This is a genomic window from Lysinibacillus sp. GJ-1, assembly GCF_021166035.1.
GTDB lineage: Bacteria > Bacillota > Bacilli > Bacillales_A > Planococcaceae > Lysinibacillus > Lysinibacillus sphaericus.
The window spans coordinates 3,560,604-3,586,098 of record NZ_CP088912.1 but is presented as its reverse complement, the minus strand read 5'-3'; the positions used below and the strand labels follow the sequence as shown (position 1 = coordinate 3,586,098).

The following is a 25,495-nucleotide window of genomic DNA, read 5'->3' as shown; positions in this document are numbered from 1 at the left end:
TTCTGAAATAATTATGATACAATAAGCAAGGAAGAAAATTCTACTTCGTGGGGAGAGAGTCATCATGAATGAGGAAACATTACAATTATTTAAAACTTTAACGGAATTACCGGGTGCACCAGGCAATGAACATGCAGTACGTGCATTTATGCGTTCAGAGCTACAGAAGTACTCAGATGAGGTTATCCAAGATCATTTAGGTGGTATTTTTGGTGTCAAGCATAGTGAAGTAGCAGATGCCCCTAAAATACTTGTAGCAGGTCATATGGACGAAGTAGCATTTATGGTTACATCTATTACTGATAATGGGTTAATTCGTTTTCAAACACTTGGAGGCTGGTGGAACCAAGTGATGCTTGCACAACGTGTAGAAGTATATACTAAAAACGGTGCAATTCCAGGTGTAATTTCATCCATTCCACCGCATTTACTTACAGATGCAGAACGTGCAAAACCAATGGAAATCAAAAATATGCTGATTGATGTCGGCGCGGACAATAAAGAAGATGCGATTGCTCTTGGCGTTCGCCCAGGACAGTCAATCATCCCAGTATGTCCATTTACGCCGATGGCCAATCCGAAAAAAATAATGGCAAAAGCGTGGGATAATCGCTACGGCTGTGGACTGGCGATTGAATTAATGAAAGAAGTGAAAGATGAAAAATTAGCTTCTCATTTATATTCAGGTGCCAATGTTATGGAAGAAGTTGGATTGCGTGGCGCTCAAGTGTCAGCAAATATGATTCAACCTGATTTATTTTTCGCGTTAGATGCATCACCTGCGAACGATATGTCTGGAGATAAAAATCAATTTGGTCAACTTGGTAAAGGGACATTATTACGAATACTTGACCGTACAATGGTCACACACCGTGGTATGCGTGAGTTTATTTTAGATACGGCAGAATCTAATCATATTCCATATCAGTATTTTGTATCTCAAGGCGGCACCGATGCTGGTCGTGTACATACATCAAATGACGGTGTACCAAGTGCTGTGATTGGTGTGTGCTCGCGTTATATCCATACGTCAGCATCGATCATTCATATTGATGACTATGCAGCAGCTAAAGCATTAATCGTAGAATTAGTGAAAAAAGCAGATCGTTCGACATTAGAAACGATTCGCGCTAATGTATAAGTAACAGAAAAGATGCCTTTAGGGCATCTTTTTTCTATGTAAAGAAAGAGGGATATCAATGGAAATAGCGATTGGGACAACGAATAAAGCAAAAATCCAAGCAGTGCAAGCGATTGTTAATCAATATTTTGAAAAAGTAAATTTTACATATTTTAAAGCCGCCTCACAAGTATCAGAGCAACCTTTAACTACGGAAGAAACAAGATTAGGGGCCATCAATCGGGCGAAAAATACAGCCCTTGCGACCGATGCAGCACTATCCTTTGGACTTGAAGGTGGCGTCACTGAAATAGATGGTGTGATGTATGTCTGCAATTGGGGAGCACTAACATTAGCTGATGGGACAACGTTTACAGCAGCAGGTGCACAAATTATTTTGCCAGAAGAAATTGCCCAGGAAATAAGGGGTGGCAGGGAGCTTGGTCCTGTAATGGAACAATATACGCAACGTCTAGATATTCGTCAAGGCGCAGGGGCTGTAGGTATTTTTACGCAAGGGATAGTGAGTAGACAGACAATGTTTGAGCATATTGTCGCGCTGCTTGTTGGACAATATTTGTTCACATTAGCACAAAGATAGTGTCTTAGAACTAGTGAGAACGAAGCAGTGAAGTTGCAACTTATCTAGAATTTTTTTAAAATAGAAAAAAGTTAGCAATGAAAGGGAGATTGAAATGTCTTATGCAAGGCTTCAAGCATTAGGTTTACTGCTATTACTTTTGGGGCTTTCGGGTTGTAATCAATCGGTTGATGAACAAATTGCTAGTGGACTTCAAATGACAGAAAAGGTATTTGCAGAAGAGCCAGAAGCGTATACCGACAAAATTGGTCAAATTCAACTTTTTTTACCGTCAAAGTTCAAAATTGAGGATAGTTCAGATGCCTATAATATTTTAATATCAAAAGGAACGAATTCCTATATTCTTTTTATCAATGATCGTGAACAAGACGATAGTAAGCTTTATTATAATCTGCTAAAAGAAGATCGTTCAAAGAAAGTCATTAATGAAACTACATATGACAAGGATGGTATTTTCGGCTTCTCTGCGGTGTCTAAAACAGATAATAAAGATGAATTTGAGTTAATTGTCAGCAGTGGTGGTGTAAAAATGACGACTATTTCACCAGCAAATAATATTGAAAATAATCTTCATGAGATGACGAAAATCGTTCATTCGGTTAAGATTAAATAATTGCATCGTTTGAAGAGCGGTTCACAAATCTATGTGAGCCGCTTCATTATGAAGAAAGGACGTGAGCGAATTGAAACAAATAAAATCAGAGCAACTTGTGTCCCTATTAAAAAAACAGTTAAATGAGCAAAAGTTTGATTTTCAATTTGATAAAAAGCAAGATAAATTACGCTTAAATCATAAAAAACTAGACAAAGGGATGGAGCTTTCTTTACCAGGTATTTTAGCAAAATATAATGAAAAGCAAGAAGCGGCGATTGCAGAAGTTGTCTATACGATTGAGCAAACTTTTTTAGCAATGGAACAGGAGCAGGAGCAAGGCTTTAAACAATCTGGGCAAATCTATCCGGTTATTCGTGCCACATCTTATCCGAAAGCTTCGAAAGAAGGACATGCTTTTATCACAACGGAGCATACTGCCGAAACACGTATTTTCTATGCACTCGATTTAGGAAAAACGTATCGCTTTATTGATGAATCCATGTTAGAAACGTTAAAATTAACTGTAGAGCAAATCCGAGAAATGGCGCGTTTTTCTGTTAAGCAACTACCAACCAATTATAAGAAAGACGAAGTAGCTGGCAATGTCTTTTATTTTATTAATGCCAATGATGGCTATGATGCCAGTCGTATTTTAAATGAAAGCTTTTTAAAAGATATGCGCTCAAAAATTGAAGGGGATATGACTGTATCTGTACCTCATCAAGATGTATTAATACTAGGTGATATTCGCAATGAAACAGGGTATGATGTATTAGCACAGATGACGATGCATTTCTTTACGGTAGGAACAGTACCGATTACGTCATTATCATTTATTTATGAAGATGGAGAGCTAGAACCAATCTTTATACTAGCAAAAAACAGAGTAAAGAAGGAGCAAGAAAAACAATGAATGTATTTTACAACAAAGAACATGTGGGAGATGTCCTATTAGTACAATTAGCAACAGAGGCAATTGTGAAAACAGAGGTAGAACGTGCTGGTGATATTGCCATTTTAAAAGAAGCACAAACAGGGGAAATAAAAGCATTTAACTTATTTAATGCAAGTAAGTATGTGCAAGTTGAGGCGCAGGGGAATGTAGAGATTACACCAGAATTTGTTGCACAGCTTGAAGCTGCTATTACGAACAATGGAGCTACAATTAGCCTGGATGTAGATTTTTCACCTAAATTTGTTGTGGGCTATGTAGAAACAAAAGAAAAGCATCCAAATGCTGATAAATTAAGTATTTGTACTGTCAATGTAGGAGAAGAAACGCTACAAATTGTATGTGGTGCACCAAACGTTGATGCTGGTCAAAAAGTAGTCGTTGCTAAAATTGGAGCTGTTATGCCATCAGGTATGCTGATTAAAGAAGGCAATTTACGTGGTGTTGACTCTTTTGGTATGTTATGCTCAGCGCGTGAATTAGCCATTCCTAATGCACCATCTGAAAAAGGTATTTTAATTTTACCTGAAGATGCTGTAGTAGGTAGTGCATTTGAAACACCAAGCCGTTAAACGAATAAGTTTTAAGCAAAAATCGTTATGCTACCAATAGCTGGTGGTATAACGATTTTTTGTCTAGATTGAGCCTATAAATACGAGTTTCTATATCATTTTTATGGTATGCTTTTTGATGTGGACATTGAACATAGTTTTAGTACCCGATTTTAATAGTCTTAGACAATGCTATAAAAGAAGTGTAAGAGAAATGAGTGAAACAACGTGAATTGGTTTAAAAGAAAATTAGATAAAATTTTAAATAGAGATGACTATGAATATGAAGAATATTACGAAGAGTATGAGGAGCAACCGCAGCAGCAACAGCCGATAAAGGAGACGCAAGCACCTTCACAAAAAGCTTTTCGTTTCCCTTTAATTGACGATGAACCAGAGTTGCCGCAACCTGCTTCACAACCAAAAGAAATGTTTAATCAAATGGACGATGTATATGGCCAAATTGAAGATTTATCTTTACCAAAACATTTAAATCATCAAGTTGTAGATTCCCGTGTATATGACATAGAAGTTTCTGGAATTCGTGAGCTTTTAGAAAATCGTTCGAAACGAACTGGCCGAACGACAATTTCACGTGTTCAACCTAAGCAAGAATATCCGACAAAAGCGAGTATGGTTTTTCGTGATGCACAAGTTGAAGCAACACCTGTTATAAAAGAACCACAAGTGAAACAGGAAAATACTGCCGAAATTATGGCGCAAAATCGTAAACGTTTTGTACCAACGGATGTTCCTTCGCCAGTTTATGGTTTTGCAAAACCAAGTCCAATCGAGCAATTATTAAATAAACGCAAGGAGGAACATGAAGCGGAAAAGCCCTCCATTGCTATGATTGCAAAAGAAGCGACAACAAATAAGCCTATTGAAAATATACTAGAAGAAAAAGAGCCTACCATTACGCCAAATGATTTACATGAACAGCTTGAGATATCAAGCTTAAAGGAAGTGCCAGCGAAGCATTCAAGTGAATTTGAGGATGTTGAAGTGATAGAGCAAAGTCAAGCAATCGTTGATGCGAATAGCAAAGCTACTTCGAAGCAACCAATTACTTTTGAAGAAGTTGAAGTGACAGAGTCAAGCAAAGTAGCTTTTGAAGCTTCTACTGAAGCAACACCAAAGCAGCCGATTACATTTGAAGAGCTTGAAATTCCAGAGAAAAGCGAACTGACAGATAAAGCAGATATAGAGCTACCTATACCACAAACAACATCTTTTGCTGTAAATTTTGAAGCTCAAATTAAAGATGCTGTGCAACAAGAACTAGCTGTTGAACAGCTATCAGCAGATCAATCCGAAATTCATGTAAAAGAAGTCGTTGTGGAACAATTACAAATAGAGAATTCCACAATCCATATTGGAGAAGTGACGGTTGTTCAGCCGACGAGTGAAGAAAATGAACAGCAGGTAGTCGAGGAGTCATCTTTAAAGCAAGAAAAGAGTCGCATTCCATTTAATGTCTTAATGTTAAAAACAGATAAAGAAAAATGGCGCATTTCACAACAATTAAAATCGAAAGTGCCAGCGACTACAGAAAAAATACAAAGCGAGATAGCGGTTACTTCCGATGATGACAAAATCGACGATGGAGCATTGTTAGAAAATGTAAATACATCTTCAATAGAGACATCATCCCAAGAACCTTTTTCCAAAATGACAGAATCTAATAGTAATCCTGTTATCACGATGTCTCCTGTTGCAACAATGACGCGGATGCCAACTGAAAAACAGTCAATTGAAGCGGATGCAAATGAAGTAAAACCAGTATCACCGATTATCACAAATGAAATGCGCCAAGCAGAGCAGCTAGCGATTGAAGTGGATACTGTTGCTGTTGAAGAAAATCCAGTATCACCGATTGTCACAAATGAAGTAAGCCAAGCAGAACAGTCAGCAGGTGAAGCGGATGCACATGAAGCAAATCCAGTATCACCGATTGTTCCAAATGCAATTCATCAAGCAGAACAGTTAGCAAGTGAAGCGGATACACTTGAAGAAAATACACCACCGTTTGTTGCAAATGCTTTACGCCAAGCAGAACAACCAGCAATTACAGTGGATGCAAGTGAAGAAGTTTCTGCAACGCTTTTTGTCGAAACGGATTTATTACATGAAAAAACTATCGCACAATCAAATGATAATCAAAACATCATTGAGGAGAAACTTAATGATTCACTGGAAATTTTAAATATAGAGCCTGAAAAAGAAATAACACCTCAAAAGCCTATTCATGTGTACCAAAAGCCAACGGATGAATTTTTGGAGCCACCTGAGGAGAAAACACAAGATACAGAGTGGATGGAGCAACAAGGGGATACACTAGTTGAAGCACTATCTTATTTCCAAGTGTCAGCACAAATAGAATCGATTATGCAAGGTCCTGCCGTTACTCAATTTGAAATTACAGTTAGTCATGGTACAAAGGTAAGTAAAATTCGTAATTTAGCAGATGACTTAAAACTGGCTTTAGCGGCAAAAGACATTCGAATACAGGCGCCGATTCCTGGAAAGAGTTCGATCGGAATAGAAATTCCTAACCGTGTATCTCGTGCTGTTCGTTTATCGGAAGTGACAAATAGTGCGTCATTCCTCGATTCTGATTCACCACTTGAAGCGGCACTTGGTCTCGATTTAACAGGGAAGCCAGTGACAATTGATTTACGAAAAATGCCACATGGCTTAATTGCTGGGGCGACTGGTTCAGGAAAGTCTGTTTGTATCAATTCCATTTTGGTTAGTTTATTATATAAAGCTGCACCGCATGAATTAAAACTTATGCTGATTGACCCAAAAATGGTAGAGCTTGCGCCATTCAATCATATTCCCCATTTAGTCAGTCCGGTTATTACGGATGTAAAGGCTGCAACAGCAGCGTTAAAATGGGCTGTAGAGGAGATGGAGCGTCGTTATCAGCTATTTGCACATGCAGGTGCGCGTGATATTACACGTTATAACGCTTTAGCAGATAAAAACAATGAGCATAGTTTAAAATTACCCTATATTTTAATTGTTATTGATGAGTTAGCAGACTTAATGATGATGTCGCCAGCAGATGTTGAGGAAGCGATTTGTCGGATTGCGCAGAAGGCACGTGCTTGTGGTATTCATTTAATTGTTGCCACGCAAAGACCTTCTGTCGATGTTATTACAGGTCTAATTAAATCTAATATCCCTACCCGTATTGCCTTTGCGGTATCTTCACAAATCGATTCACGTACAATATTAGATGGGCAAGGGGCAGAGCGCTTACTAGGACGAGGCGATATGTTATATCTAGGTAATGGCATGTCGGCACCTGTACGTTTGCAAGGGACGTTTGTAACAGATGATGAAATAGAAGCGATTATCGATCATGTTCGTGAGCAAGGTGAACCAGATTATATATTCGATCAAGAGGAACTTTTAAAGAAATCAGAAGTTACTGCAGAGCAAGATGATTTGTTTGAGGATGTTTGTCGCTTTGTTTATGAAGCAGGTGGAGCTTCGACTTCTCTTATTCAACGCAAGTATCATATCGGTTATAATCGTGCTGCACGTTTAATTGATATGCTGGAATCACATGGTTTTGTGTCAGAAGCACGAGGTAGTAAACCGCGTGAAAGTTATATTACTGAGCAAGATTTAATTGCTATGTTTGAATAAGAATTGCGGTGTTTTCGTCAAGATTATCTGACTTTCGTCAAAATTAGTTTTTTTAGAAAAGTTGCACATTTATCCTTGTGCATAAATAGTGCTATAATAGACAAGATGTTTTAACATAGTACGTATTTTTCTGTACGTGTAAAGGTATTAATACCTAGTACAAAATACGATACACCTAATAGATGATAGATGGGATATTGTATTTCCCGGGGGGTTTAATTAATGACAGTTTTTCATTTCACAGGCATTAAAGGTTCTGGCATGAGTTCGCTTGCACAAATCTTATTTGATGCTGGTGAACAAGTACAGGGCTCAGATATTGATAAGTATTTCTTTACGGAACAACCGTTACGTGAACGAAATATTCCAATTTTTACTTTTAATGCGGATAATATTAAAGAAGGTATGACAATAATCGCAGGGAATGCTTTTCCTGATGACCATCCTGAATTAGTGCGAGCACGTGAAATCGGTGTAGAAATTATTCGTTATCACAAATTTCTTGGTGAGTATATTGGCAATTACACATCCATTGCCATTACAGGTGCGCATGGCAAAACCTCTACAACGGGCTTAATGGCGCATGTTGTTGGCGGATATAAACCAACATCGTATTTAATTGGTGATGGTACTGGTGCAGGACATGAAAATGCAAACTTCTTTGTGATGGAAGCATGTGAGTATCGTCGACACTTTTTAGCCTATAATCCTGATTATGCAGTAATGACGAATATTGACTTTGACCATCCGGATTACTTCGCGAACATTGAAGATGTATATGCAGCCTTTCAATCACTTGCCTTACAAGTGAAAAAAGCAATTATTGCATGTGGTGATGATGAGCATTTGCAACGTATTCAAGCGAAAGTGCCTGTTGTTTATTATGGGTTCGGAGCTGAAAATGACTTCGAAGCACGTAATGTTGAAAAAACAACAGAAGGCACAACATTTGATGTATTTGTTCGCAATGAATTTTATAGCACTTTCTTTATTCCGCTATTTGGCGACCATGCAGTGTTGAATACATTAGCTGTTATTACACTTTGCCAATACGAGGGTATTTCATCAGAAATTATTCAAGAACGTTTAAACACATATAAAGGTGTAAAAAGACGTTTTACGGAATCGAAAATCGGGGATCATGTGTTAATTGATGATTACGCACATCACCCAACAGAAATACGTGCAACGATTCAATCGGCTAGACAAAAATATCCAGAACGTGAATTAGTAGCTATATTCCAGCCACACACATTCACACGTACGCAAGCATTTTTACAGGACTTTGCTGATAGCCTTAGTTTGGCAGATGCAGCATACCTTTGCGATATTTTTGGTTCAGCAAGGGAAACGCAAGGTGCACTGTCAATTCAAGATTTAGCCTCTCTTATTGAAGGAAGTGCTGTAATTACTACAGAAGGTATTGATGTTTTAACAAAGCATAAAGGCGCAGTGTTTTTATTTATGGGCGCAGGCGATGTTCATAAGTTCCAAGATGCCTTTGAAGATGTACTAAAAAACAACGAAACAGCTTAATCCGTAAGGAATAAGCTGTTTTTCTAAAATTTGAGAAGGATTTAAGTTTTATTTGTCGAAGATAAGGTAAGTAATAGTATAGAGAGAATTCTTACTAGCAGGAGGTCTATTTTATGGAAGTCATTTTGTATATCGCAGCAATTATTGCAGCAATCGGTTTTTTATTTTTGTGTGTCAGCGTCGGTATGACGTTATTTTCGCTCAAATCCATTCTTAGCAGTTTATCAGGCACATTATCAGGCATTGAGAAACAAATGGAAGGCATTACACGTGAAACGACTTCTTTGTTAATTAAAACAAATAGCTTAGCCGAAGATATTCAACAAAAATCGGAGCAGTTAAATTCTGTTGTTCATGCAGTGAAAGGTATGGGTGAGTCTGTAAATGGTTTAAATGCATCCGTACAGCAAATTACATCATCTATTTCTAAAAGCGTTGAACAGAACGAAGAAAAAATTGCGCAAGTTGTACAGTGGAGTAATGTTGCAATGGGTATTGCAGATAAATGGAAGAAGCGTAAAATTATTGAGCAGGCACCAGAAATAATGCCTGAGGACGTATATAATTTTGAACAAGTTCAATCGGACAAGCCGAAAAGAAAATGGGGTCGCAAAAAATAATTATTATTGAGCAGGTGCTTTATTGACACCTGCTGAATATAAATAAAGCCTTAGGCGATTTTCATGTGTTGCTCGCAAGTAGTAATACAGACGTCTAGGCGCATTAGATTATAAAATGGGAGGAATTGTCCATGACTACACAAAAGCCAAACTTTAACGAAGTGAAAGAACAACAACTTGAAAGTACATTACCACAGCTTTATAATTCGCAGGAATCGATCTATGAAGAGGAGCGTGTAAACATGAAAGATTTCGTCATTGGCGCTTTAGTTGGAGGTATAGTGGGGGCAGCAGCAGGGTTATTATTAGCTCCAAAATCAGGGAAAGATTTACGTAGTGATGTGGCAGTGCAAGCCGTTAATTTAAAAGATAAAAGTGCAGACTTCTCGTCAACAGCGAAGGATAAAACAGTGCAACTATCAAAACAAATTCAAGAGCAATCTTCACAATTGGTAGAGAAAGTTAAAACGCTTAAGTCTGCAAAAGCACCAACTGTTTTTGATGATGGAACGGTTTCTTTTGAAGGGGAAGAGCCACTTGATGAATTTATCGATGGTGGTGAAGTAAAACAAGAGGACGTAGTAGAAGCAACTGAACAAACTGTTGAAAAGCAAGAGAAAGCACAAGAGGTTCGAGCGTAAACTAAAGGGGAATTTAGGATTTCCTATAGAACACTACACTAGTACTAGTTGATGAAAACGGTGGTGGTGACTCCTGTGAGCATGTGGAATGTACCGTAAAGCACGCATATAAGATGGCACAAACCGCGCAGGAAGCCCTCGCCGTAGCCTAACATCAACAACATAGCAAAAAGTGTTAGATTGATTACAGTCAATCTAACACTTTTTCTTTTTGCACCTACTTTTTTACAATGATAAAGGTGCTTCTTCGAGTACAATTTCTAATTGATCGCCACCGAAAATTTCTGTATCAAAGGTTGCGGGCTGTCCGTTACGTAAAATCGTAAAGTTGCCTTTAAATGTTGTAGGGAGCTGCCAATTCGAGAAACGGAACACATCCTGATAAATCCAAGGACTTCGATCTTTCTCTTGAATGCTAACCGTCGCTCCATTAGGAACCGTAGAGAGCGGTGAAACAACAGCTTGATTAACAAGCACTTCATTCGTCGTTTTTTTCAACTCTAACAGTTCCTGTTGAAAATGGACAATGATTTTGTCCTCCAACAACACATTCATATGATCAGCGATTTTTTGTACAGTTGGTAACGATGGTTGGGAAAAAGTAATAATATCGTTATGTTGAACAGCATAAGACAGCTTTCCTGGTTTTCCGTTAATTAGTAAATTCGCAGAAAACGCTGGTAAATATAATGGCTTGCCATCGACGTAAATAACATATGATTCAAATTGTTTCAGTAAATTGGTATTGTTCGTCGATGTAAAAACGTCTTCTACTGTTTCCGCTATTTCATATGCGATAATATCACGATCGTTTACGAGAGCATCCATTGAAACGGATGAACCGTTAACCGTAATTTTAGGTTCAATGACATATTTTGTTCCTTGAATTGTAATCGTTTTAATGACTGCTTGATCTACTATATCTCTTATTGTAGCAGTAGCTGGAAGACCATCTTGTCCTTCTATTAGCTGAATGGCATCCCCCGTTTTAATAATTGTTTTTGTAGAGGATTGTTGTCCATTCACTAAAATTTGTGCTGGTTGACCGTGGCCACCAGGTATAAAAATATCTTGTCCGTTCACACTAATGGATAAACCATGACCTGGCTTGCCATATAATTGTTTAGCACGAATATTGGCAGCTAAAAAGGCATCGCCAACAGTCATTTCTTTTAATTCAAACAGGCGTACAATTTGTTCATTTACCGTTAAACTCATATATTGAATCGGCATTTTCTTTGCAGCAATAGCTATGCCGATAGGTGTTACTAATTCAGGGGATGCTTTAATGTGCGCTTCCTTTGTTAAATTTTGAATGGCATCGACACCGCGAACGGCAATACGATTTGCTGGTAAATCAAGTACTAGACCGATTTCAGTTGTAAGGTTAGGTGTTAAACTACCTCCACCAACGAGCATTACGGCTTTAGGAGCAGTTCGATTATTAAGACGTAATATTTCTTCTCCAATCGCCTTGGCGAGTTGTTTAACAGCTGGTTCAATTGCAGAAAGCACTTCTTCTTTAGGATAATATTGATCGAATCCTAAAATATCTTGAATTAATATCTCCTCTGAACAATGCAGTTGGCGCTTTGCCTCCTCGGCAACAGGAAAATCAAGCAAATAATGGTCACTAAGCGCTTCGGTTATTTCATCTCCTGCTGTCGGCACCATACCATAGGCAACAACTGTACTTTTATCGGTAATGGCGATATCTGAAGTACCAGCACCAATATCGACAAGTGCAACATTTAAACGGCGCATCGTAGGTGGAATAAGAACATTAATGGCAGCAATGGGCTCTAATGTTAGTGCATCCATCTCTAAATTTGCCCGTTTTAATGCAGCAATCAGTGATTCCACTACAACACGAGGAAGGAAAGTGGCAATCACTTCGATTTGTGCCTCGTCACCTTGCTGATCAAGAAGGCTACCAATTTCTTCACCATCTAGACGATAATAAAGGACTGAATAACCAACGCAATAATAGTGACTCGTTTTCGTATCCTCTTTATGTTGTAGGAGCTGTTGCTGGGCTTGTTGAACGGCCTGTAATTCTAAGCGACTAATATCTTCTTCAGTAAAGATAGGACGGTTACGAATATTAATGGTCACACTTGCCTGCTCGGTTTTTAATGAACGACCTGCAGCAGCAACGCTTACTTTTGATAAAGGTCCGTGCTTTTCTTCTAGCTCTTGTTTTATCTCATTTATTAACTCTGCCACGTACATGACATTATGTATTTGACCATCTACCATGGCCCGTTCTTTATGCTCTTTTACTAAAATATCTTGTACATGAAAATGATCATTATCTTCTTCTAAAATAATGCCAACAACAGAACGTGTACCGATATCAAGCGCAAATAATTTTGAACTCAATGTAATCGCTTCCTTCCTCGAAATATCTCAAAATAATTTAGCGAGTTGAAGCGCTAAATTAAAAATGCGTGACATTCTGAACAACTTTGATTATAATGATGCTAATATCTAAAAATGTAACATACATTTCAGAGTTCTGAAAGTGTCTGTCATAGGGAGAGGAGCAAGAAGTATGAGCCAAAAGGATTTAGAAAGCTTACGTAGTCAGATTGATGGATTAAACTTAGAAATTCTTCGTCTAATTAACGAACGTGCAGCTGTAGTAGATGAAATCGGTAAAATTAAAGAAAAACAAGGTGTTAACCGCTATGATCCATTGCGCGAACGACATATGCTTGATCTTATTAAAGAGCACAATCACGGTCCATTAAACCAAATGACGGTAGATTATATTTTTAAACAAATCTTTAAAACAGCTTTAAAACAACTTGAAGCGGATAAAAAGAAAGAATTACTTGTATCACGCAAGAAAAAATCAGAAGATACTGTCATTAATGTTAATGGTGAACTAATCGGCCAAGGAAAACCATCTTTTGTATTTGGTCCATGTGCTGTTGAATCATATGAGCAAGTAGCAGCCGTTGCGGCATCTATTAAAGCTAAAGGTGAAAAGTTAATCCGTGGTGGAGCATACAAACCTCGTACTTCTCCATATGACTTCCAAGGTCTTGGATTAGAAGGGCTTAAAATTTTAAAGCGTGTATCTGAAGAATATGGTTTAGGTGTTATTACAGAAATTGTGACACCAGGTCATTTAGAAGAAGCACTTGATTACATTGATGTAATCCAAATTGGTGCACGTAATATGCAAAACTTCGAATTATTAAAAGCAGCAGGTGCTACAAATAAACCGGTACTATTAAAACGTGGTTTAGCAGCAACGATTGACGAGTTCATTCATGCAGCAGAATACATTATGTCTAAAGGAAATGAGAACATCATCCTTTGTGAACGTGGTATTCGTACGTACGAAAAAGCAACACGTAACACATTAGATATTTCAGCAGTACCAATTTTAAAACAAGAAACACATTTACCAGTATTCGTCGATGTAACACATTCAACTGGTCGACGTGACTTATTATTACCATGTGCGAAAGCAGCAATTGCCATTGGAGCAGATGGTGTAATGGCAGAGGTGCATCCAGATCCATCTGTAGCACTTTCTGATTCACAACAACAAATGGATATTCCAACATTCGATGCATTCTACGAAACGCTACAAAAATTCATGAAGAATCATGAAATTCATGCATAATGATTTCACACCGCTTGCGCATTAAGCAGGCGGTGTTTATTATATCGTGACAATTTAATGTCTAGAGCAGTACTATTTGTACTTGGTATTTCTGTTCATGTACGTACTTCTTCTTGAAAATGATGCGAAAATTATCGTATGATAAGGCTATAAAAGGAAAAAGGGAGGCACGTACGATGACTGTTACAATTTATGATGTTGCACGAGAAGCAAATGTTTCGATGGCAACCGTTTCTCGTGTAGTTAATGGTAACCAAAATGTAAAACCAGCAACACGAAAAAAAGTATTAGAAGTAATTGAACGATTAGAATATCGTCCGAACGCAGTAGCGCGAGGGTTAGCGAGTAAGAAAACAACAACAGTTGGCGTGATTATCCCAGATATTGCAAATAACGTTTATGCGGAGCTGGCACGTGGTGTGGAGGATATTGCGACAATGTATCGCTACAACATTATTCTTGCCAACTCAGACCAACATGAAGATAAAGAGCTACAGCTGCTAGATACAATGCTAGGCAAACAGGTGGACGGTATTGTTATGATGAGTGATGAAGTAACAGAGAAAATGCAACAATCGATGGATCATTCGCCAGTTCCGATTGTTCTTGCAGGTTCTGTAGACGAATCACAAACAATTGCCACTGTGAATATTGATTATTTCCAGGCAGCGTATGAAGCGATTTCGTTATTGATTCAAAATGGACATAAACGAATTGGCTTTGTAACTGGCCCACTTACTTATACAATTAATGGCAAATTCAAGCTTGAAGCTTATAAAAAAGCATTGCAAGATGCAGGCTTAAGTATAGATGAATCACTAATTGCTGCAGAGGAATCTAGCTATGATATGGGCTTAGAGGCATGGGAAACGTTATCTGCTCTAGAAAATCCTCCAACTGCTTATTTTGCAGGAAGCGATGAACTCGCTATCGGATTGATTCATGGTGCGCAGGATGCTGGGAAAAATGTGCCAGAGGATATCGAAGTTATCAGTTTTGAAAATTCTAAGTTAGCTCGTATGGTGCGCCCTCAGCTTACAAGTGTAGCACTACCGCTATATGATATCGGAGCTGTTGCGATGCGATTATTGACTAAACTTATGAATAAAGAGCCTGTTGAGGACGAAGCGGTTATTTTACCACATCGCATTGAACAGCGACAATCTGTTAAAAGCAAATAACAAAAAACACGTAAATCTAATAGTAAGATTTGCGTGTTTTTTTATTGAAGTGAATTGTTTTAGAATTGTTTGGGTGACTGGCACCGCGGCTTAACTGCGCTTTTCAGTGCGAATAATATGTAGCGCTTTTTCTAACATTTGCGCGTTTTTTTCTTCAATTTCTGCCTTTCGTGGAATGGGCTCATAAAGAGGATTTGGGTCCTCCCATGTAGGAATAAACGGCACGGGTGCCTCTGGTTGCCAGCGCTCTAACCATGCTTGTGGTAAGGGACCTGATGGTTTTTCTTGATCGGTCATTTCTAACCATAGCATAGACCATGCGCGTGGTACAACCCGCCAAATATCGTAGCCTCCACCACCAACCGCAATCCATTTGCCATCACAATATTCGTGCGCTAGCTTGTGCGCTAACTTAGGAATTTCCTTATAAATATTCATTGTACCGTATAAATGTGTTAATGGGTCAAAATAATGTGCATCTGCACCGTTTTGCGTTAATACAACATCGGGTTTGAAAAATTCAAAGACTTCGCGCATTGCCTGTTCATATATGTCTAAGAAACTATCATCCTCGGTAAATGCATCGATTGGAAAGTTAAATGAAGTTCCATAGCCTTGCCCATTGCCTCGTTCAGTTATATTACCTGTTCCAGGGAATAAGTAGCGACCTGTTTCATGAATCGATAATGTACAAACATCGGGGTCATCATAGAAACTCCATTGTACGCCATCACCATGATGGGCATCCGTATCAACATATAGCACCCGCGCTTTGTATTTGTCCTGTAAATAACGTATAGCTACAGTACTATCATTATAAATACAAAAACCTGAAGCGCGCCCACGGAAACCATGATGTAGCCCACCGCCCAGATTTAGCGCATGTTCGGCTTTTCCTTCCATCACATAATCGACAGCAGTTAATGTGCCACCTACAAGTTGGGCACTTGCTTCATGCATATTTTTAAAGATAGGTGTATCCTCCGTGCCTATACCATAGCTTGCACATTGTGCCTCGCTGAGTTTACCATGCCCTGCATTTTTTACAATTTCAATGTATTTTGGATCATGTGCGAGCAAGAGTTCTTCTTCTGTTGCAATTCGTGCAGGAACGATATCAACATCATCGAGCGCCCCTATATTTTTTAGTAAATCCATCGTTAGCGTCAAGCGTTTGTGATTGAAAGGATGTGTATCTGAAAATTTATATCCGAGTTGTTCTGGCGAATAAACAAAGACAGCCTTTTTCATTATAATGAAACACCTGGTAGATTAGGCCATAACACGTCGAAACCTTCTTTGCGAAGATTCTCAATGATAGCAAGTGGGTTTAGTGTTTTTACTCGGACGCTTAAAATTTTATTTTGTGTATTTTCAGAATCAGGATATACTAAGACGCTTTGGACATTTGCATGATGCAGATTAAAAATCTTTGTAATTTCAAATAACACGCCCGGTGTATCACACACGCGTATTTCAATTTTAGAGCCGGGTTCAGTTGCACCGGTTAACTCAATATATGTGTAGAGCAAATCGGTTGTAGTGACGATACCGACAAGTTTTCCCCCAGAGACAATTGGTAAACAACCGATCTTCGTTTCATAAAAAGTGAGTGCAACTTCCTCTACAAAATCAAGAGGATGACCGACAAGTGGATTTTTTATCATAATATCTTCTACCTTGGCACTAAAGACAGGAGAATTCGGCTCATCCTTCAATGGCGAAGGCAGTGCTTCTTTAATATCTCGCTCTGTAATTACACCGAGAACGTGGTGTTCATTGTCTATAACAGGTAAATGACGCACCTTCTTCTCACGCATCAATTTCAGCGCTTCTAACACAGTATTTGTAGGAGCCAGTGTATAAGGCTCATCATTCATAATTTCTTCTACAATCATATACTCATCCCCTTTGTGTTGGTTTTAATACATGAAGCGATTTCTAAAACGGAGCCTATCGAATCTTTCCATCGTTTCAGGAGGCACTCGTTTGCCTTCCCGAGCCATTAGGCAGTTAGCTGGATGCGATGTAATTTCAGGATCATCTGTAGCAAAATATTCGAAACCAGCCGAGCTCATCATTCGTTCCATCATTTTGCGGTAATCCCATACATTTAACCCAGTCCCTTTTAAGTCCCAATGCCAATAATATTCAGTTGTAATAACAAGGTAATCCTCCATCTCATCCCCCATAAAGGACACCGAAAGCAAGGCTTTACCAGCCCCAGTCCCACGATAGTCAGGAATTACCTCAATGGCTCCTAACTCAATCATATTATCAATGCGGTCCTCTGCCCAACGTTCAAGCGGATCGGGATATAAATAGGTGACGTAGCCTACAATAATGTTGTCTTTTCGAATGATAATAATGCGACCTTCAGGAAGCCCTGCGATTTCTATAATGGCTTGCTGTTGTTGTTTAGGAGGTCTAAAGGCAACTAATCCCTCGTGGAATGTATACGTAGCTAATTTTTCTGGAGGAACAGGCCTTTCCACATAAACAGTACCATGCTTTGTCTCCTTTGTAACAGAAAAAAAAGTCTTTTTATGTTCCATAATTACACCACCTGAGTTTAATAATTCCATTATAGCTGATTTAAAGCCGAAAAACGCTTAAATTTGCGAAATATAACTACATTTTCGGAAAAATAAAAATATTGAGACATTCTTGAAAAATTCGTGTAAAATAGATGTATATTGCAACTGTTATTTAACAGATGAATGTTGTATTGTAAGCATTGTTCATATTTATAGCGCATAAACTGTTCTATAACAATTGCTACATAACGTATTTGTCTTTGGAGAAAGTAGCGAATTTTAATAGCATTCAGTAGCTGTTTTATATGGCGAAATTGTTTCAATTGCCATTATTAAATTTAATTTTCCATATGGGGATGGAGGTTCTCTTTTTATCCTTTATAAGAGGCTTCAAGGGAAATTATATTGCACGCAAGCAAAATGCAAACGATGTGACAGGCAGCTACGCGTACGTCAAGGCCTAATTGCTAGGGGTATCGTGAGTACGATTTGAAATTTGCTTACGAATGGACTAAAGCAAAAAAGGAAGGGGTAATTTCATGGGGATGAAAACAATGGAGAAATTGAAGGCAATACCAGGGCACTATCATTTGCCAAATTATGAGGAGGCAGCAGCGAATCATAATTGGGCAGAAACTGAAAAGGCATTTAGTTGGCATAAAACAGGATTAGTAAACATGGCTTATGAGGCTATTGATCGCCATACAGAAACGGCTAGAAAAAATAAAATTGCACTGTATTACACGGATGGAAAACGCAAAGAAGCCTATTCTTTTAATGAAATGAAAAGGCTGACAAACAAGGCTGCCAATGTTTTTAAATCAGCGACAAACTTAAAAAAAGGCGATCGCTTATTTATTTTTATGCCGCGTTCACCAGAGCTTTATTTTTCTTTATTAGGCGCATTAAAAATGGGGGTTATTGTAGGGCCTCTATTCGAAGCATTCATGGAAGGAGCGGTATATGACCGTCTTTCAGATAGCGATGCAAAAGTGTTAGTTACAACGCCTGAGTTACTGGGTCGAGTACCGTTAGATAAACTGCCTAACTTGCAACATGTATTTTTAATAGGGTCTGATATAGAAGAAACACCGCAAATTTTAGATTTTAATAAGCGTATGAAAGAGGCCTCTGCTACATTTGATATTGAGTGGATGGACCGTGAAGACGGTATGATTTTACATTATACTTCTGGCTCGACAGGTGCACCAAAAGGTGTGTTACACGTGCATAATGCAATGATTCAGCACTATCAATCTACACAATGGGTACTAGATTTAGGCGACAATGATATTTATTGGTGTACAGCAGATCCAGGTTGGGTAACGGGGACATCTTATGGCATTTTTGGTCCATGGTTAAATGGGGTGACTATGCTGATTGTTGGTGGTCGATTCTCACCACAAGCATGGTATCAAGCAATCGAGGATTATAGTGTTACAGTTTGGTATAGTGCGCCAACAGCTTTCCGTATGTTAATGGGAGCTGGTAGTGGAATGTTAGAAAATTATGATTTATCATCATTACGCCATGTATTGTCTGTTGGAGAACCCCTTAACCCTGAAGTGATACGTTGGGGATGTGACGAATTAGGGCATCGTATTCACGATACGTGGTGGATGACAGAAACCGGCGCGCATATGATTTGTAACTATCCAAGTATGGATATTAAACCGGGTTCAATGGGCAAACCATTGCCTGGCGTTTATGCGACAATTGTAGATGATGCGGGAAATGAAGTACCACCATTTACTATGGGCAATTTAGCGGTACGTCGAGGTTGGCCTACGATGATGCGTCAAATTTGGGGTAATCCTGAGCGATACGAATCATACTTCCTAAAAGGTGAATGGTATGTGTCGGGCGATTCAGCTTATATGGATGATGAGGGGTATTTTTGGTTCCAAGGTCGAGTAGACGATGTCATTATGACAGCTGGAGAACGTGTAGGACCATTCGAAGTAGAAAGCAAGCTACTAGAACATCCAGATGTCATTGAAGCAGGTGTAATTGGAAAACCAGACCCTGTTCGTGGAGAAATTATTAAGGCATTTGTATCTTTGCGTGAAGGTGTTGAACCATCTGATGCTTTAATTGAGAATATTCGCGAGTTTGTCAAAAGGGGATTATCAGCTCATGCGGCCCTGCGTGAAATTGAGTTTAAGGAAAAGCTACCGAAAACAAGAAGTGGTAAAATTATGCGACGTGTGTTGAAGGCATGGGAGTTAAATTTACCAACTGGTGATCTTTCGACGATGGAAGATTAAGAAGGGGCAATAGGCAATTTATTTTTATTCAATTAGAAAACATATAGAGGGTAGGAATTCATTCGACTATGAAAGAGTTCCTACCTTCTTTTTTCTGAATTTATCGTAGCCAATCTGTATTCCTGAAATTTATAACAGAAGATTAAGAAAATACTAGGATTAAATAAAAATTCAGTTGACTTAATATTTATGCAGACGTATACTATTTTTAACTTATTTTAGAGGTGAGTAGAATGAAAGTAGGAATTGTTGGTGCAACAGGTTATGGAGGGTTAGAATTAATTCGTTTTTTACATAATCATCCAGTGGTTGAACAGATAGATTTATTTACATCTTCTGAAGAAGGTGTCGTTTTTTCTTCGAAGTTCGGACATTTAGTAACAATTATAGATTCGCCATTGCAAAAAATAGATTATGAAGCATTATCGAAATTGGATGTCGTATTTGCAAGTACGCCTTCGGGTGTGACAAATGAGTTATTACCACCTTTAGTTGGAAAAGGTCCGAAGTTAATTGATTTATCAGGTGATTTTCGTTTAAAGAATCCAGCAAGCTATGAACAATGGTACGGGAAAAAGGCAGCACCACTAGAAATTATTGAGCAAAGTGTTTATGGCTTAACAGAGTGGAATGCGCATAATGTCAAAAATGCCTCTCTTATTGCGAATCCAGGATGCTATCCAACAGCTGTTCTGCTGTCGTTATTACCTTTATTAAAAGCGCAATTGATCGACCCGAATTATCTCGTTATTGATGCGAAAAGTGGTATTTCTGGTGCTGGCAATAAACCATCGCAAACAACGCACTTTAGTGAAGTGAACGAAAGCTTCTCCATTTATAAAACAAATACACATCAACATATTCCAGAAATTGAGCAAGCCATTTCAATGTTTGCCAATGTGGAGACGACCATTACTTTTAATACACATTTAGTTCCAATGACACGAGGTATTTTATCGACAGCGTATGCACCCGTAATGCCTGGCATTACTGAGGAACAATTAGTGACTTGCCTACAAACAACATATGAAAAACATCCATTTGTCCGAGTGATAACAGATATTAATAGCCTTACTACAAATCGTGTGAAGGGCTCTAACTATTGTGATATTTTCGTAAAAGTTGATAGCCGTACAAATCGAGCAACCATTGTTGCAGTTATTGATAATTTAGTTAAAGGTGCTGCTGGGCAAGCGATTCAAAATATGAATGTACAATTGGATTTACCACAAACAACAGGCCTATATGTCGTGCCATTGTTCATTTAAGTGCCAGTCACCTAAACTATTTTGAATATTTAGAATTGTTTTGGTGCCAGTCACCAGTCACTCTTGAAACTAAGGAGGAATTAGTTTATGACATTAACAGCGTCAACAAACGTTATGAAAAAATTATCAAGTAAAAACATCGTATCGCCCAAAGGGTTTAAAGCAGCGGGGTTACATTGTGGATTAAAGCATAAGAAAAAAGATTTAGCTATTTTAGTTAGTGACGTACCAGCAAGTGTAGCTGGCGTATTTACTACAAATGCGGTTCAGGCAGCACCATTAAAAGTAACGAAAGAAGTTGTTTACACAACAAAAAAAATGCAGGCAATGATTGTCAACTCCGGTAATGCGAATGCTTGTACGGGTAAGCAAGGTGTAAAGGATGCGCAAACAATGCAAGCTTTAACAGCTGAAAAGTTAGGGATTGCAGCAAATTTAGTTGGTGTGTGCTCAACGGGTGTAATTGGTGAAATTATGAATATGGAGCCAGTAGCTAGCGGGATATCGCAACTACAACCAAAAGATTGCTTAGAGAGTGCAATTGATTTTGCACAGGCCATTATGACAACTGATACTGTTATGAAAAATACAAGCTATAGCACAATCATTGATGGCAAAGATATTATTATTGCAGGTGTAGCGAAAGGTTCGGGAATGATTGAACCTAATATGGCAACAATGCTAGGTTTTATTACAACAGATGCGAATATTGAATCGCATGTATTACAAGCAGCTTTATCAGATATTACGAACCTAACATTTAATGCCATCACAGTGGATGGCGATACATCGACAAATGATACGGTCGTCGTGATGGCAAACGGTGTAGCTGGCAATAATTCTTTAACATCAGCACACCCTGATTGGCATAACTTCTACTATACCTTAAAAACCGTGGCACAAGACTTAGCCAAAATGATTGCAAAAGATGGAGAAGGTGCAACGAAACTAATTGAGGTGGAAGTAGAAGGTGCTATTTCAGATGACGAGGCACGTAAAATCGCGAAAACAGTAGTTGGGTCGCCACTTGTCAAAACAGCTGTATTTGGTTGCGATGCGAACTGGGGACGTATTATTGCAGCGGTTGGCTATAGTGGCGCGACAGTTGACCCTGACAAAATTACCATTCAAATTGGTGGCGCAACAATGGTTGAAAACGGAGAGCCAATTGCCTTTTCAGAAGATGAATTAATCCAAATTTTAAAAATGCATGAAGTTAAAATTCACGTGTCACTTGGCATAGGTGAAGGCAAAGGGCATGCTTGGGGATGTGACTTAACGTATGACTATGTTCAAATCAATGCATCATACCGCTCGTAAACGCATGGTGATTAAGCTAGGTGGTAGTACGCTTGAAGGCTTAAATGACGATTTTTTTGACAATTTTAAAAAGCTACAAGAGAGTGGCGTTGAACTTATTATTACACATGGCGGCGGCCTTGCTATTAATCGGGAGCTAGCTGCACGAGATATTGAATCTCATACATTAAATGGTATTCGCGTAACGAGTGAAGCAGCAATGGATGTTGTCCAGTCTACATTAATCGGGAATGTTAATCCTGCGCTAGTACACGAGTTAACAACAGCGGGGATTGCGGCAGTCGGTTTAAATGGCTTTGATGGGCAATTACTTGTAGCAGACTTTTTAGACAAGGACATATACGGCTTTGTAGGTGAGATACAATCCGTGAACACATCGCTGTTAGAAGCATTAATTGCTGCTGGAATTGTGCCAGTCATCGCGTGTGTTGGGGCGAATCTAGAGGGTCAAGCGCTTAATATTAACGGAGACACTGTGGCGAGTGAAGTAGCTCTCGCTGTGGGAGCGGAGAGTTTACTTCTTGTTACGGATGTCTCCGGTATTCGTATTCAAGGCGATTATCAAACAGAAGTAACGCCTTTATTAATAACACAGTGGATTGAGGAAGGGCATATTTACGGTGGAATGATTCCAAAAGTGCAAGGGGCAATCGATTGTCTAAATGCAGGAATTCCATCAGTGCAGATTGTTGGAGATACATTAGTAGGTACAACGATTTTGCCGTAAGGGGAAGGGATGGACGTCATGTTGTGGAGATGACGTCCTAAAAAATAACTTGGGGAGCTGATAGAATGAGTGCTTTATTTGGAAACTATGGCAAACGTCGTGCACAAATCGTAAAAGGGCAAGGAACTGTTGTGGAAGATGCTAGTGGCAAAAAGTATTTAGATTTCACAAGCGGCATTGCTGTTGTTAGTCTTGGGCATGCACATCCTGCTATTGTTAAAGCGATTCAAGAACAAAGTGAAAAACTTTGGCATATATCGAATTTATTTGATATACCTGGGCAAGAAAAAGTTGCTCAAAAATTAGTAGCAGATACACATTTGAAGTATGCGTTTTTCTGTAATAGTGGTGCTGAAGCTAATGAAGCGGTCATCAAACTAGCACGTAAGCATACTGGAAAACATCATATCATTACTTTTGAAAAATCATTTCACGGTCGCACGTTTGGCGCAATGTCAGCAACTGGTCAAGGTAAGGTACATAATGGATTTGGACCACTTGTCGATAAATTTACAACACTTCCATTCAATGATGTAGCGGCACTTGAGGCAACCGTTGACGATTCAGTTGCAGCCATTATGCTGGAGATGATTCAAGGTGAGGGTGGTGTTAATAGTGTAACGCCTGAATTTGCAGCTGCTATCGCCAAAATTTGCGAAGACAAAGGTGTTTTATTAATTGTCGATGAGGTGCAAACTGGTATTGGAAGAACAGGGACGCGCTATGCATATGAGCAAACCGTGTTACAACCAAATATTGTGACATTAGCAAAAGGCTTAGGCGGAGGATTCCCAGTGGGAGGAATGTTAGGTACAGCAGAGTTCTATGACACATTCGGTCCAGGGACGCATGGTACAACATTTGGTGGGAATCCATTAGCAATGCATGTTGCGGAAACGGTCCTTGATTATGTATTTGAGCCAAGTTTTTTAGAAAATGTGCAAGACTTATCTTCATATTTTGTGAAGCAATTGCAAGCCAATTTACCAACAAGTTATACGGTACAAGGGCAAGGATTATTACTTGGAATTGGTTGCGGTGAAGCAGAAGTAGCGCCTTATATTACAGCAGCGGAGGAAAAGGGGTTACTACTGGTAGGCGCAGGCTCAAATGTCATTCGACTTTTACCACCGCTTACAGTGACTAAAGCAGAGATTGACGAAGCTGTACAAATTTTAAAAACAATTTTACGATAATCTATCGTTGGCTTGTAAACTACTATAGATAAAACGAAAAAAGTGTTAGGTTGACTGCAATCAATCTAACACTTTTTTGCTTTGCTATCCGTTCTATGGCGGTTGTTTTCTGGAAGTTTTCCTAGCGATTCACTAGCAAGTGGAGCGATATTTTATTGGAGTTGTTTCACTAATGTCTTAACAAGACTCGGAAGCCAATCGTTTAAATGGCTGAATTTAAAGCCTGCTACTTCTGCTTTTGCATTCGACATATACCAATGTGTTGGAATGCCATAAGGTGATTGTGATGTTTCATCACCGCCAATAAGTGATACTTTGGCTTGTTTTCCTGTTTCCTGCTCAATAAGTGCAAGTAATGCCTGTAAGGAAATAGTACCTGTTGCTGTGGCGTTATACGGACCTTCAATCTGTGCAGTTCCAGCAAAATATAAAAATGCTGCTGCTTCATCGTCGGTAATATAACTCATTTTTGCTTCAATATTTGGCATGGATATTGGTTGGCCATTTAAAATGCGCTCAACATGGAAATGTAACCGACGAGTATAGTCATGCTCACCAAGGACAATTGGGAAACGTACAGCGACAACTGGAAATGTTGCTTCTTTAAAAAGGACAGCTTCTGCTTGCCGTTTGCCTTCACCGTATGTGAAATCATCTCTATCGCCCATACGAATCTCGTAGTCATACGGATTAAAATCAGTTTCAGATTTCATCTTTCCATCTGCTTCATACGTCGAGAGCGTTGAGGTAAAGACGAGCTTTTTAGTTTTATTTTGTAATATCTGCGCAATTTTCTGGGCTTCATTTGGAGAGTAACAAATATTATCGTAGACGATATCCCATGTTGTAGTAGCGAGTGCTTTTGTCAATGCTTCAACATCATTGCGATCAACCGAAAGCTGTTGAACTTGTGCTCCAAAAGGATTGCCACTTTGACCGCGAGTTAAAATCGTAACGTCATGGTTATTCTCAAGGCAAAGCTCCACCAATTTTTTACCGAAAAAGCGTGTGCCCCCTAAAACTAGAATGTTCATGTTATCTACCCCTTTGTTTAGTAGTCCTCTTAATAATGACAAAAAAATA

The 25,495-nt window shown here is 38.8% G+C and carries 21 protein-coding genes; 16 read left to right on the top strand and 5 right to left on the bottom strand.

Annotated features, from left to right (window positions below; genetic code table 11):
• Positions 1-64 precede the first annotated feature (64 nt).
• From LO754_RS17695 to LO754_RS17655, 9 genes are all read left to right on the top strand, one after another.
• On the top strand, positions 65-1,141 hold the full coding sequence (locus LO754_RS17695; protein ID WP_024363749.1) for a M42 family metallopeptidase: 1,077 nt from the start codon (positions 65-67) through the stop codon (positions 1,139-1,141).
• 58 nt (positions 1,142-1,199) lie between these two features.
• Positions 1,200-1,721, top strand: a complete 522-nt coding sequence (locus LO754_RS17690; RefSeq protein ID WP_024363750.1) for a DUF84 family protein — start codon at positions 1,200-1,202, stop codon at positions 1,719-1,721.
• Positions 1,722-1,815: 94 nt separating this feature from the next.
• Positions 1,816-2,334, top strand: a complete 519-nt coding sequence (locus tag LO754_RS17685; protein WP_025220334.1) for a hypothetical protein — start codon at positions 1,816-1,818, stop codon at positions 2,332-2,334.
• 70 nt (positions 2,335-2,404) lie between these two features.
• Positions 2,405-3,229, top strand: coding sequence for a DUF1444 domain-containing protein (locus tag LO754_RS17680; protein ID WP_081769926.1), 825 nt, complete (start codon positions 2,405-2,407; stop codon positions 3,227-3,229).
• Positions 3,226-3,840, top strand: a complete 615-nt coding sequence (ytpR, locus tag LO754_RS17675) for a YtpR family tRNA-binding protein (RefSeq protein WP_024363753.1) — start codon at positions 3,226-3,228, stop codon at positions 3,838-3,840. The genes LO754_RS17680 and ytpR overlap by 4 nt, the downstream gene beginning before the upstream one ends.
• A 207-nt stretch (positions 3,841-4,047) precedes the next feature.
• A complete protein-coding gene (locus LO754_RS17670; RefSeq protein ID WP_231784928.1) occupies positions 4,048-7,479 on the top strand; it encodes a DNA translocase FtsK in 3,432 nt (1,143 codons plus the stop codon).
• A 222-nt stretch (positions 7,480-7,701) separates the two neighbouring features.
• Entirely contained in the window at positions 7,702-9,015 is a 1,314-nt protein-coding gene (murC, locus tag LO754_RS17665) for a UDP-N-acetylmuramate--L-alanine ligase (protein ID WP_024363755.1), read from the top strand.
• A gap of 113 nt (positions 9,016-9,128) precedes the next feature.
• Positions 9,129-9,635: a DUF948 domain-containing protein gene (locus LO754_RS17660; RefSeq protein WP_025220330.1), complete on the top strand. Its 507-nt coding sequence runs from the start codon at positions 9,129-9,131 to the stop codon at positions 9,633-9,635.
• Positions 9,636-9,766: 131 nt separating this feature from the next.
• Positions 9,767-10,276 carry a YtxH domain-containing protein gene (locus LO754_RS17655; protein WP_024363757.1) on the top strand — a complete coding sequence of 170 codons (510 nt, stop codon included), beginning with the start codon at positions 9,767-9,769 and terminating at the stop codon, positions 10,274-10,276.
• 225 nt (positions 10,277-10,501) lie between these two features.
• On the opposite strand, the gene LO754_RS17650 is transcribed toward LO754_RS17655, so the two are convergent.
• On the bottom strand, positions 10,502-12,658 hold the full coding sequence (locus LO754_RS17650) for a cell division FtsA domain-containing protein (RefSeq protein WP_231784927.1): 2,157 nt from the start codon (positions 12,656-12,658) through the stop codon (positions 10,502-10,504).
• 172 nt (positions 12,659-12,830) lie between these two features.
• Between LO754_RS17650 and LO754_RS17645 the strand changes: the two genes are divergently transcribed.
• Positions 12,831-13,916 carry a bifunctional 3-deoxy-7-phosphoheptulonate synthase/chorismate mutase gene (locus LO754_RS17645; RefSeq protein WP_024363759.1) on the top strand — a complete coding sequence of 362 codons (1,086 nt, stop codon included), beginning with the start codon at positions 12,831-12,833 and terminating at the stop codon, positions 13,914-13,916.
• A 176-nt stretch (positions 13,917-14,092) separates the two neighbouring features.
• Positions 14,093-15,097, top strand: coding sequence for a catabolite control protein A (gene ccpA / locus LO754_RS17640; protein ID WP_024363760.1), 1,005 nt, complete (start codon positions 14,093-14,095; stop codon positions 15,095-15,097).
• A gap of 90 nt (positions 15,098-15,187) precedes the next feature.
• On the opposite strand, the gene LO754_RS17635 is transcribed toward ccpA, so the two are convergent.
• The 3 genes from LO754_RS17635 to LO754_RS17625 are packed head-to-tail and all read right to left on the bottom strand — an operon-like array spanning position 15,188 to position 17,652.
• Complete coding sequence (locus LO754_RS17635) at positions 15,188-16,348, bottom strand: acetoin utilization protein AcuC (protein ID WP_024363761.1); 1,161 nt, start codon at positions 16,346-16,348, stop codon at positions 15,188-15,190.
• Entirely contained in the window at positions 16,348-16,995 is a 648-nt protein-coding gene (locus LO754_RS17630) for an acetoin utilization AcuB family protein (protein WP_024363762.1), read from the bottom strand. The genes LO754_RS17635 and LO754_RS17630 overlap by 1 nt, the downstream gene beginning before the upstream one ends.
• Before the next feature lie 24 nt (positions 16,996-17,019).
• Positions 17,020-17,652 carry a GNAT family N-acetyltransferase gene (locus tag LO754_RS17625; RefSeq protein ID WP_231784926.1) on the bottom strand — a complete coding sequence of 211 codons (633 nt, stop codon included), beginning with the start codon at positions 17,650-17,652 and terminating at the stop codon, positions 17,020-17,022.
• Between the two features lie 521 nt (positions 17,653-18,173).
• Here LO754_RS17625 and acsA point away from each other — a divergent pair.
• The 5 genes from acsA (at position 18,174) to argD (ending at position 24,412) form a co-directional block, all read left to right on the top strand.
• Complete coding sequence (acsA, locus tag LO754_RS17620; protein WP_435892040.1) at positions 18,174-19,901, top strand: acetate--CoA ligase; 1,728 nt, start codon at positions 18,174-18,176, stop codon at positions 19,899-19,901.
• 233 nt (positions 19,902-20,134) lie between these two features.
• Positions 20,135-21,169 (top strand): N-acetyl-gamma-glutamyl-phosphate reductase, encoded by a 1,035-nt coding sequence (argC, locus tag LO754_RS17615; protein ID WP_231784925.1) that lies wholly within the window; start codon positions 20,135-20,137, stop codon positions 21,167-21,169.
• A gap of 87 nt (positions 21,170-21,256) precedes the next feature.
• Entirely contained in the window at positions 21,257-22,489 is a 1,233-nt protein-coding gene (argJ, locus tag LO754_RS17610) for a bifunctional glutamate N-acetyltransferase/amino-acid acetyltransferase ArgJ (protein WP_231784924.1), read from the top strand.
• The gene (gene argB, locus LO754_RS17605) at positions 22,452-23,216 is read left to right on the top strand and encodes an acetylglutamate kinase (protein WP_231784923.1); all 765 of its coding nucleotides are present in this window, start codon (positions 22,452-22,454) and stop codon (positions 23,214-23,216) included. The genes argJ and argB overlap by 38 nt, the downstream gene beginning before the upstream one ends.
• A gap of 65 nt (positions 23,217-23,281) precedes the next feature.
• The gene (argD, locus tag LO754_RS17600) at positions 23,282-24,412 is read left to right on the top strand and encodes an acetylornithine transaminase (protein WP_231784922.1); all 1,131 of its coding nucleotides are present in this window, start codon (positions 23,282-23,284) and stop codon (positions 24,410-24,412) included.
• Between the two features lie 152 nt (positions 24,413-24,564).
• Here argD and LO754_RS17595 read toward each other — a convergent pair whose 3' ends face one another.
• A complete protein-coding gene (locus tag LO754_RS17595) occupies positions 24,565-25,446 on the bottom strand; it encodes an NAD-dependent epimerase/dehydratase family protein (RefSeq protein ID WP_231784921.1) in 882 nt (293 codons plus the stop codon).
• Between the last annotated feature and the right edge of the window lie 49 nt (positions 25,447-25,495).

What these genes read in the sequence shown, in the direction of transcription:
- LO754_RS17695 (WP_024363749.1), top strand. Translation starts at nt 65, where the DNA reads ATGAATGAGGAAACATTACAATTATTTAAAACTTTAACGGAATTACCG.
- LO754_RS17690 (WP_024363750.1), top strand. Translation starts at nt 1,200, where the DNA reads ATGGAAATAGCGATTGGGACAACGAATAAAGCAAAAATCCAAGCAGTG.
- LO754_RS17685 (WP_025220334.1), top strand. Translation starts at nt 1,816, where the DNA reads ATGTCTTATGCAAGGCTTCAAGCATTAGGTTTACTGCTATTACTTTTG.
- ytpR (WP_024363753.1), top strand. Translation starts at nt 3,226, where the DNA reads ATGAATGTATTTTACAACAAAGAACATGTGGGAGATGTCCTATTAGTA.
- murC (WP_024363755.1), top strand. Translation starts at nt 7,702, where the DNA reads ATGACAGTTTTTCATTTCACAGGCATTAAAGGTTCTGGCATGAGTTCG.
- LO754_RS17660 (WP_025220330.1), top strand. Translation starts at nt 9,129, where the DNA reads ATGGAAGTCATTTTGTATATCGCAGCAATTATTGCAGCAATCGGTTTT.
- LO754_RS17655 (WP_024363757.1), top strand. Translation starts at nt 9,767, where the DNA reads ATGACTACACAAAAGCCAAACTTTAACGAAGTGAAAGAACAACAACTT.
- LO754_RS17645 (WP_024363759.1), top strand. Translation starts at nt 12,831, where the DNA reads ATGAGCCAAAAGGATTTAGAAAGCTTACGTAGTCAGATTGATGGATTA.
- ccpA (WP_024363760.1), top strand. Translation starts at nt 14,093, where the DNA reads ATGACTGTTACAATTTATGATGTTGCACGAGAAGCAAATGTTTCGATG.
- LO754_RS17635 (WP_024363761.1), bottom strand. Translation starts at nt 16,348, where the DNA reads ATGAAAAAGGCTGTCTTTGTTTATTCGCCAGAACAACTCGGATATAAA.
- LO754_RS17630 (WP_024363762.1), bottom strand. Translation starts at nt 16,995, where the DNA reads ATGATTGTAGAAGAAATTATGAATGATGAGCCTTATACACTGGCTCCT.
- LO754_RS17625 (WP_231784926.1), bottom strand. Translation starts at nt 17,652, where the DNA reads ATGGAACATAAAAAGACTTTTTTTTCTGTTACAAAGGAGACAAAGCAT.
- acsA (WP_435892040.1), top strand. Translation starts at nt 18,174, where the DNA reads ATGGGGATGAAAACAATGGAGAAATTGAAGGCAATACCAGGGCACTAT.
- argC (WP_231784925.1), top strand. Translation starts at nt 20,135, where the DNA reads ATGAAAGTAGGAATTGTTGGTGCAACAGGTTATGGAGGGTTAGAATTA.
- argJ (WP_231784924.1), top strand. Translation starts at nt 21,257, where the DNA reads ATGACATTAACAGCGTCAACAAACGTTATGAAAAAATTATCAAGTAAA.
- argB (WP_231784923.1), top strand. Translation starts at nt 22,452, where the DNA reads ATGACTATGTTCAAATCAATGCATCATACCGCTCGTAAACGCATGGTG.
- argD (WP_231784922.1), top strand. Translation starts at nt 23,282, where the DNA reads ATGAGTGCTTTATTTGGAAACTATGGCAAACGTCGTGCACAAATCGTA.
- LO754_RS17595 (WP_231784921.1), bottom strand. Translation starts at nt 25,446, where the DNA reads ATGAACATTCTAGTTTTAGGGGGCACACGCTTTTTCGGTAAAAAATTG.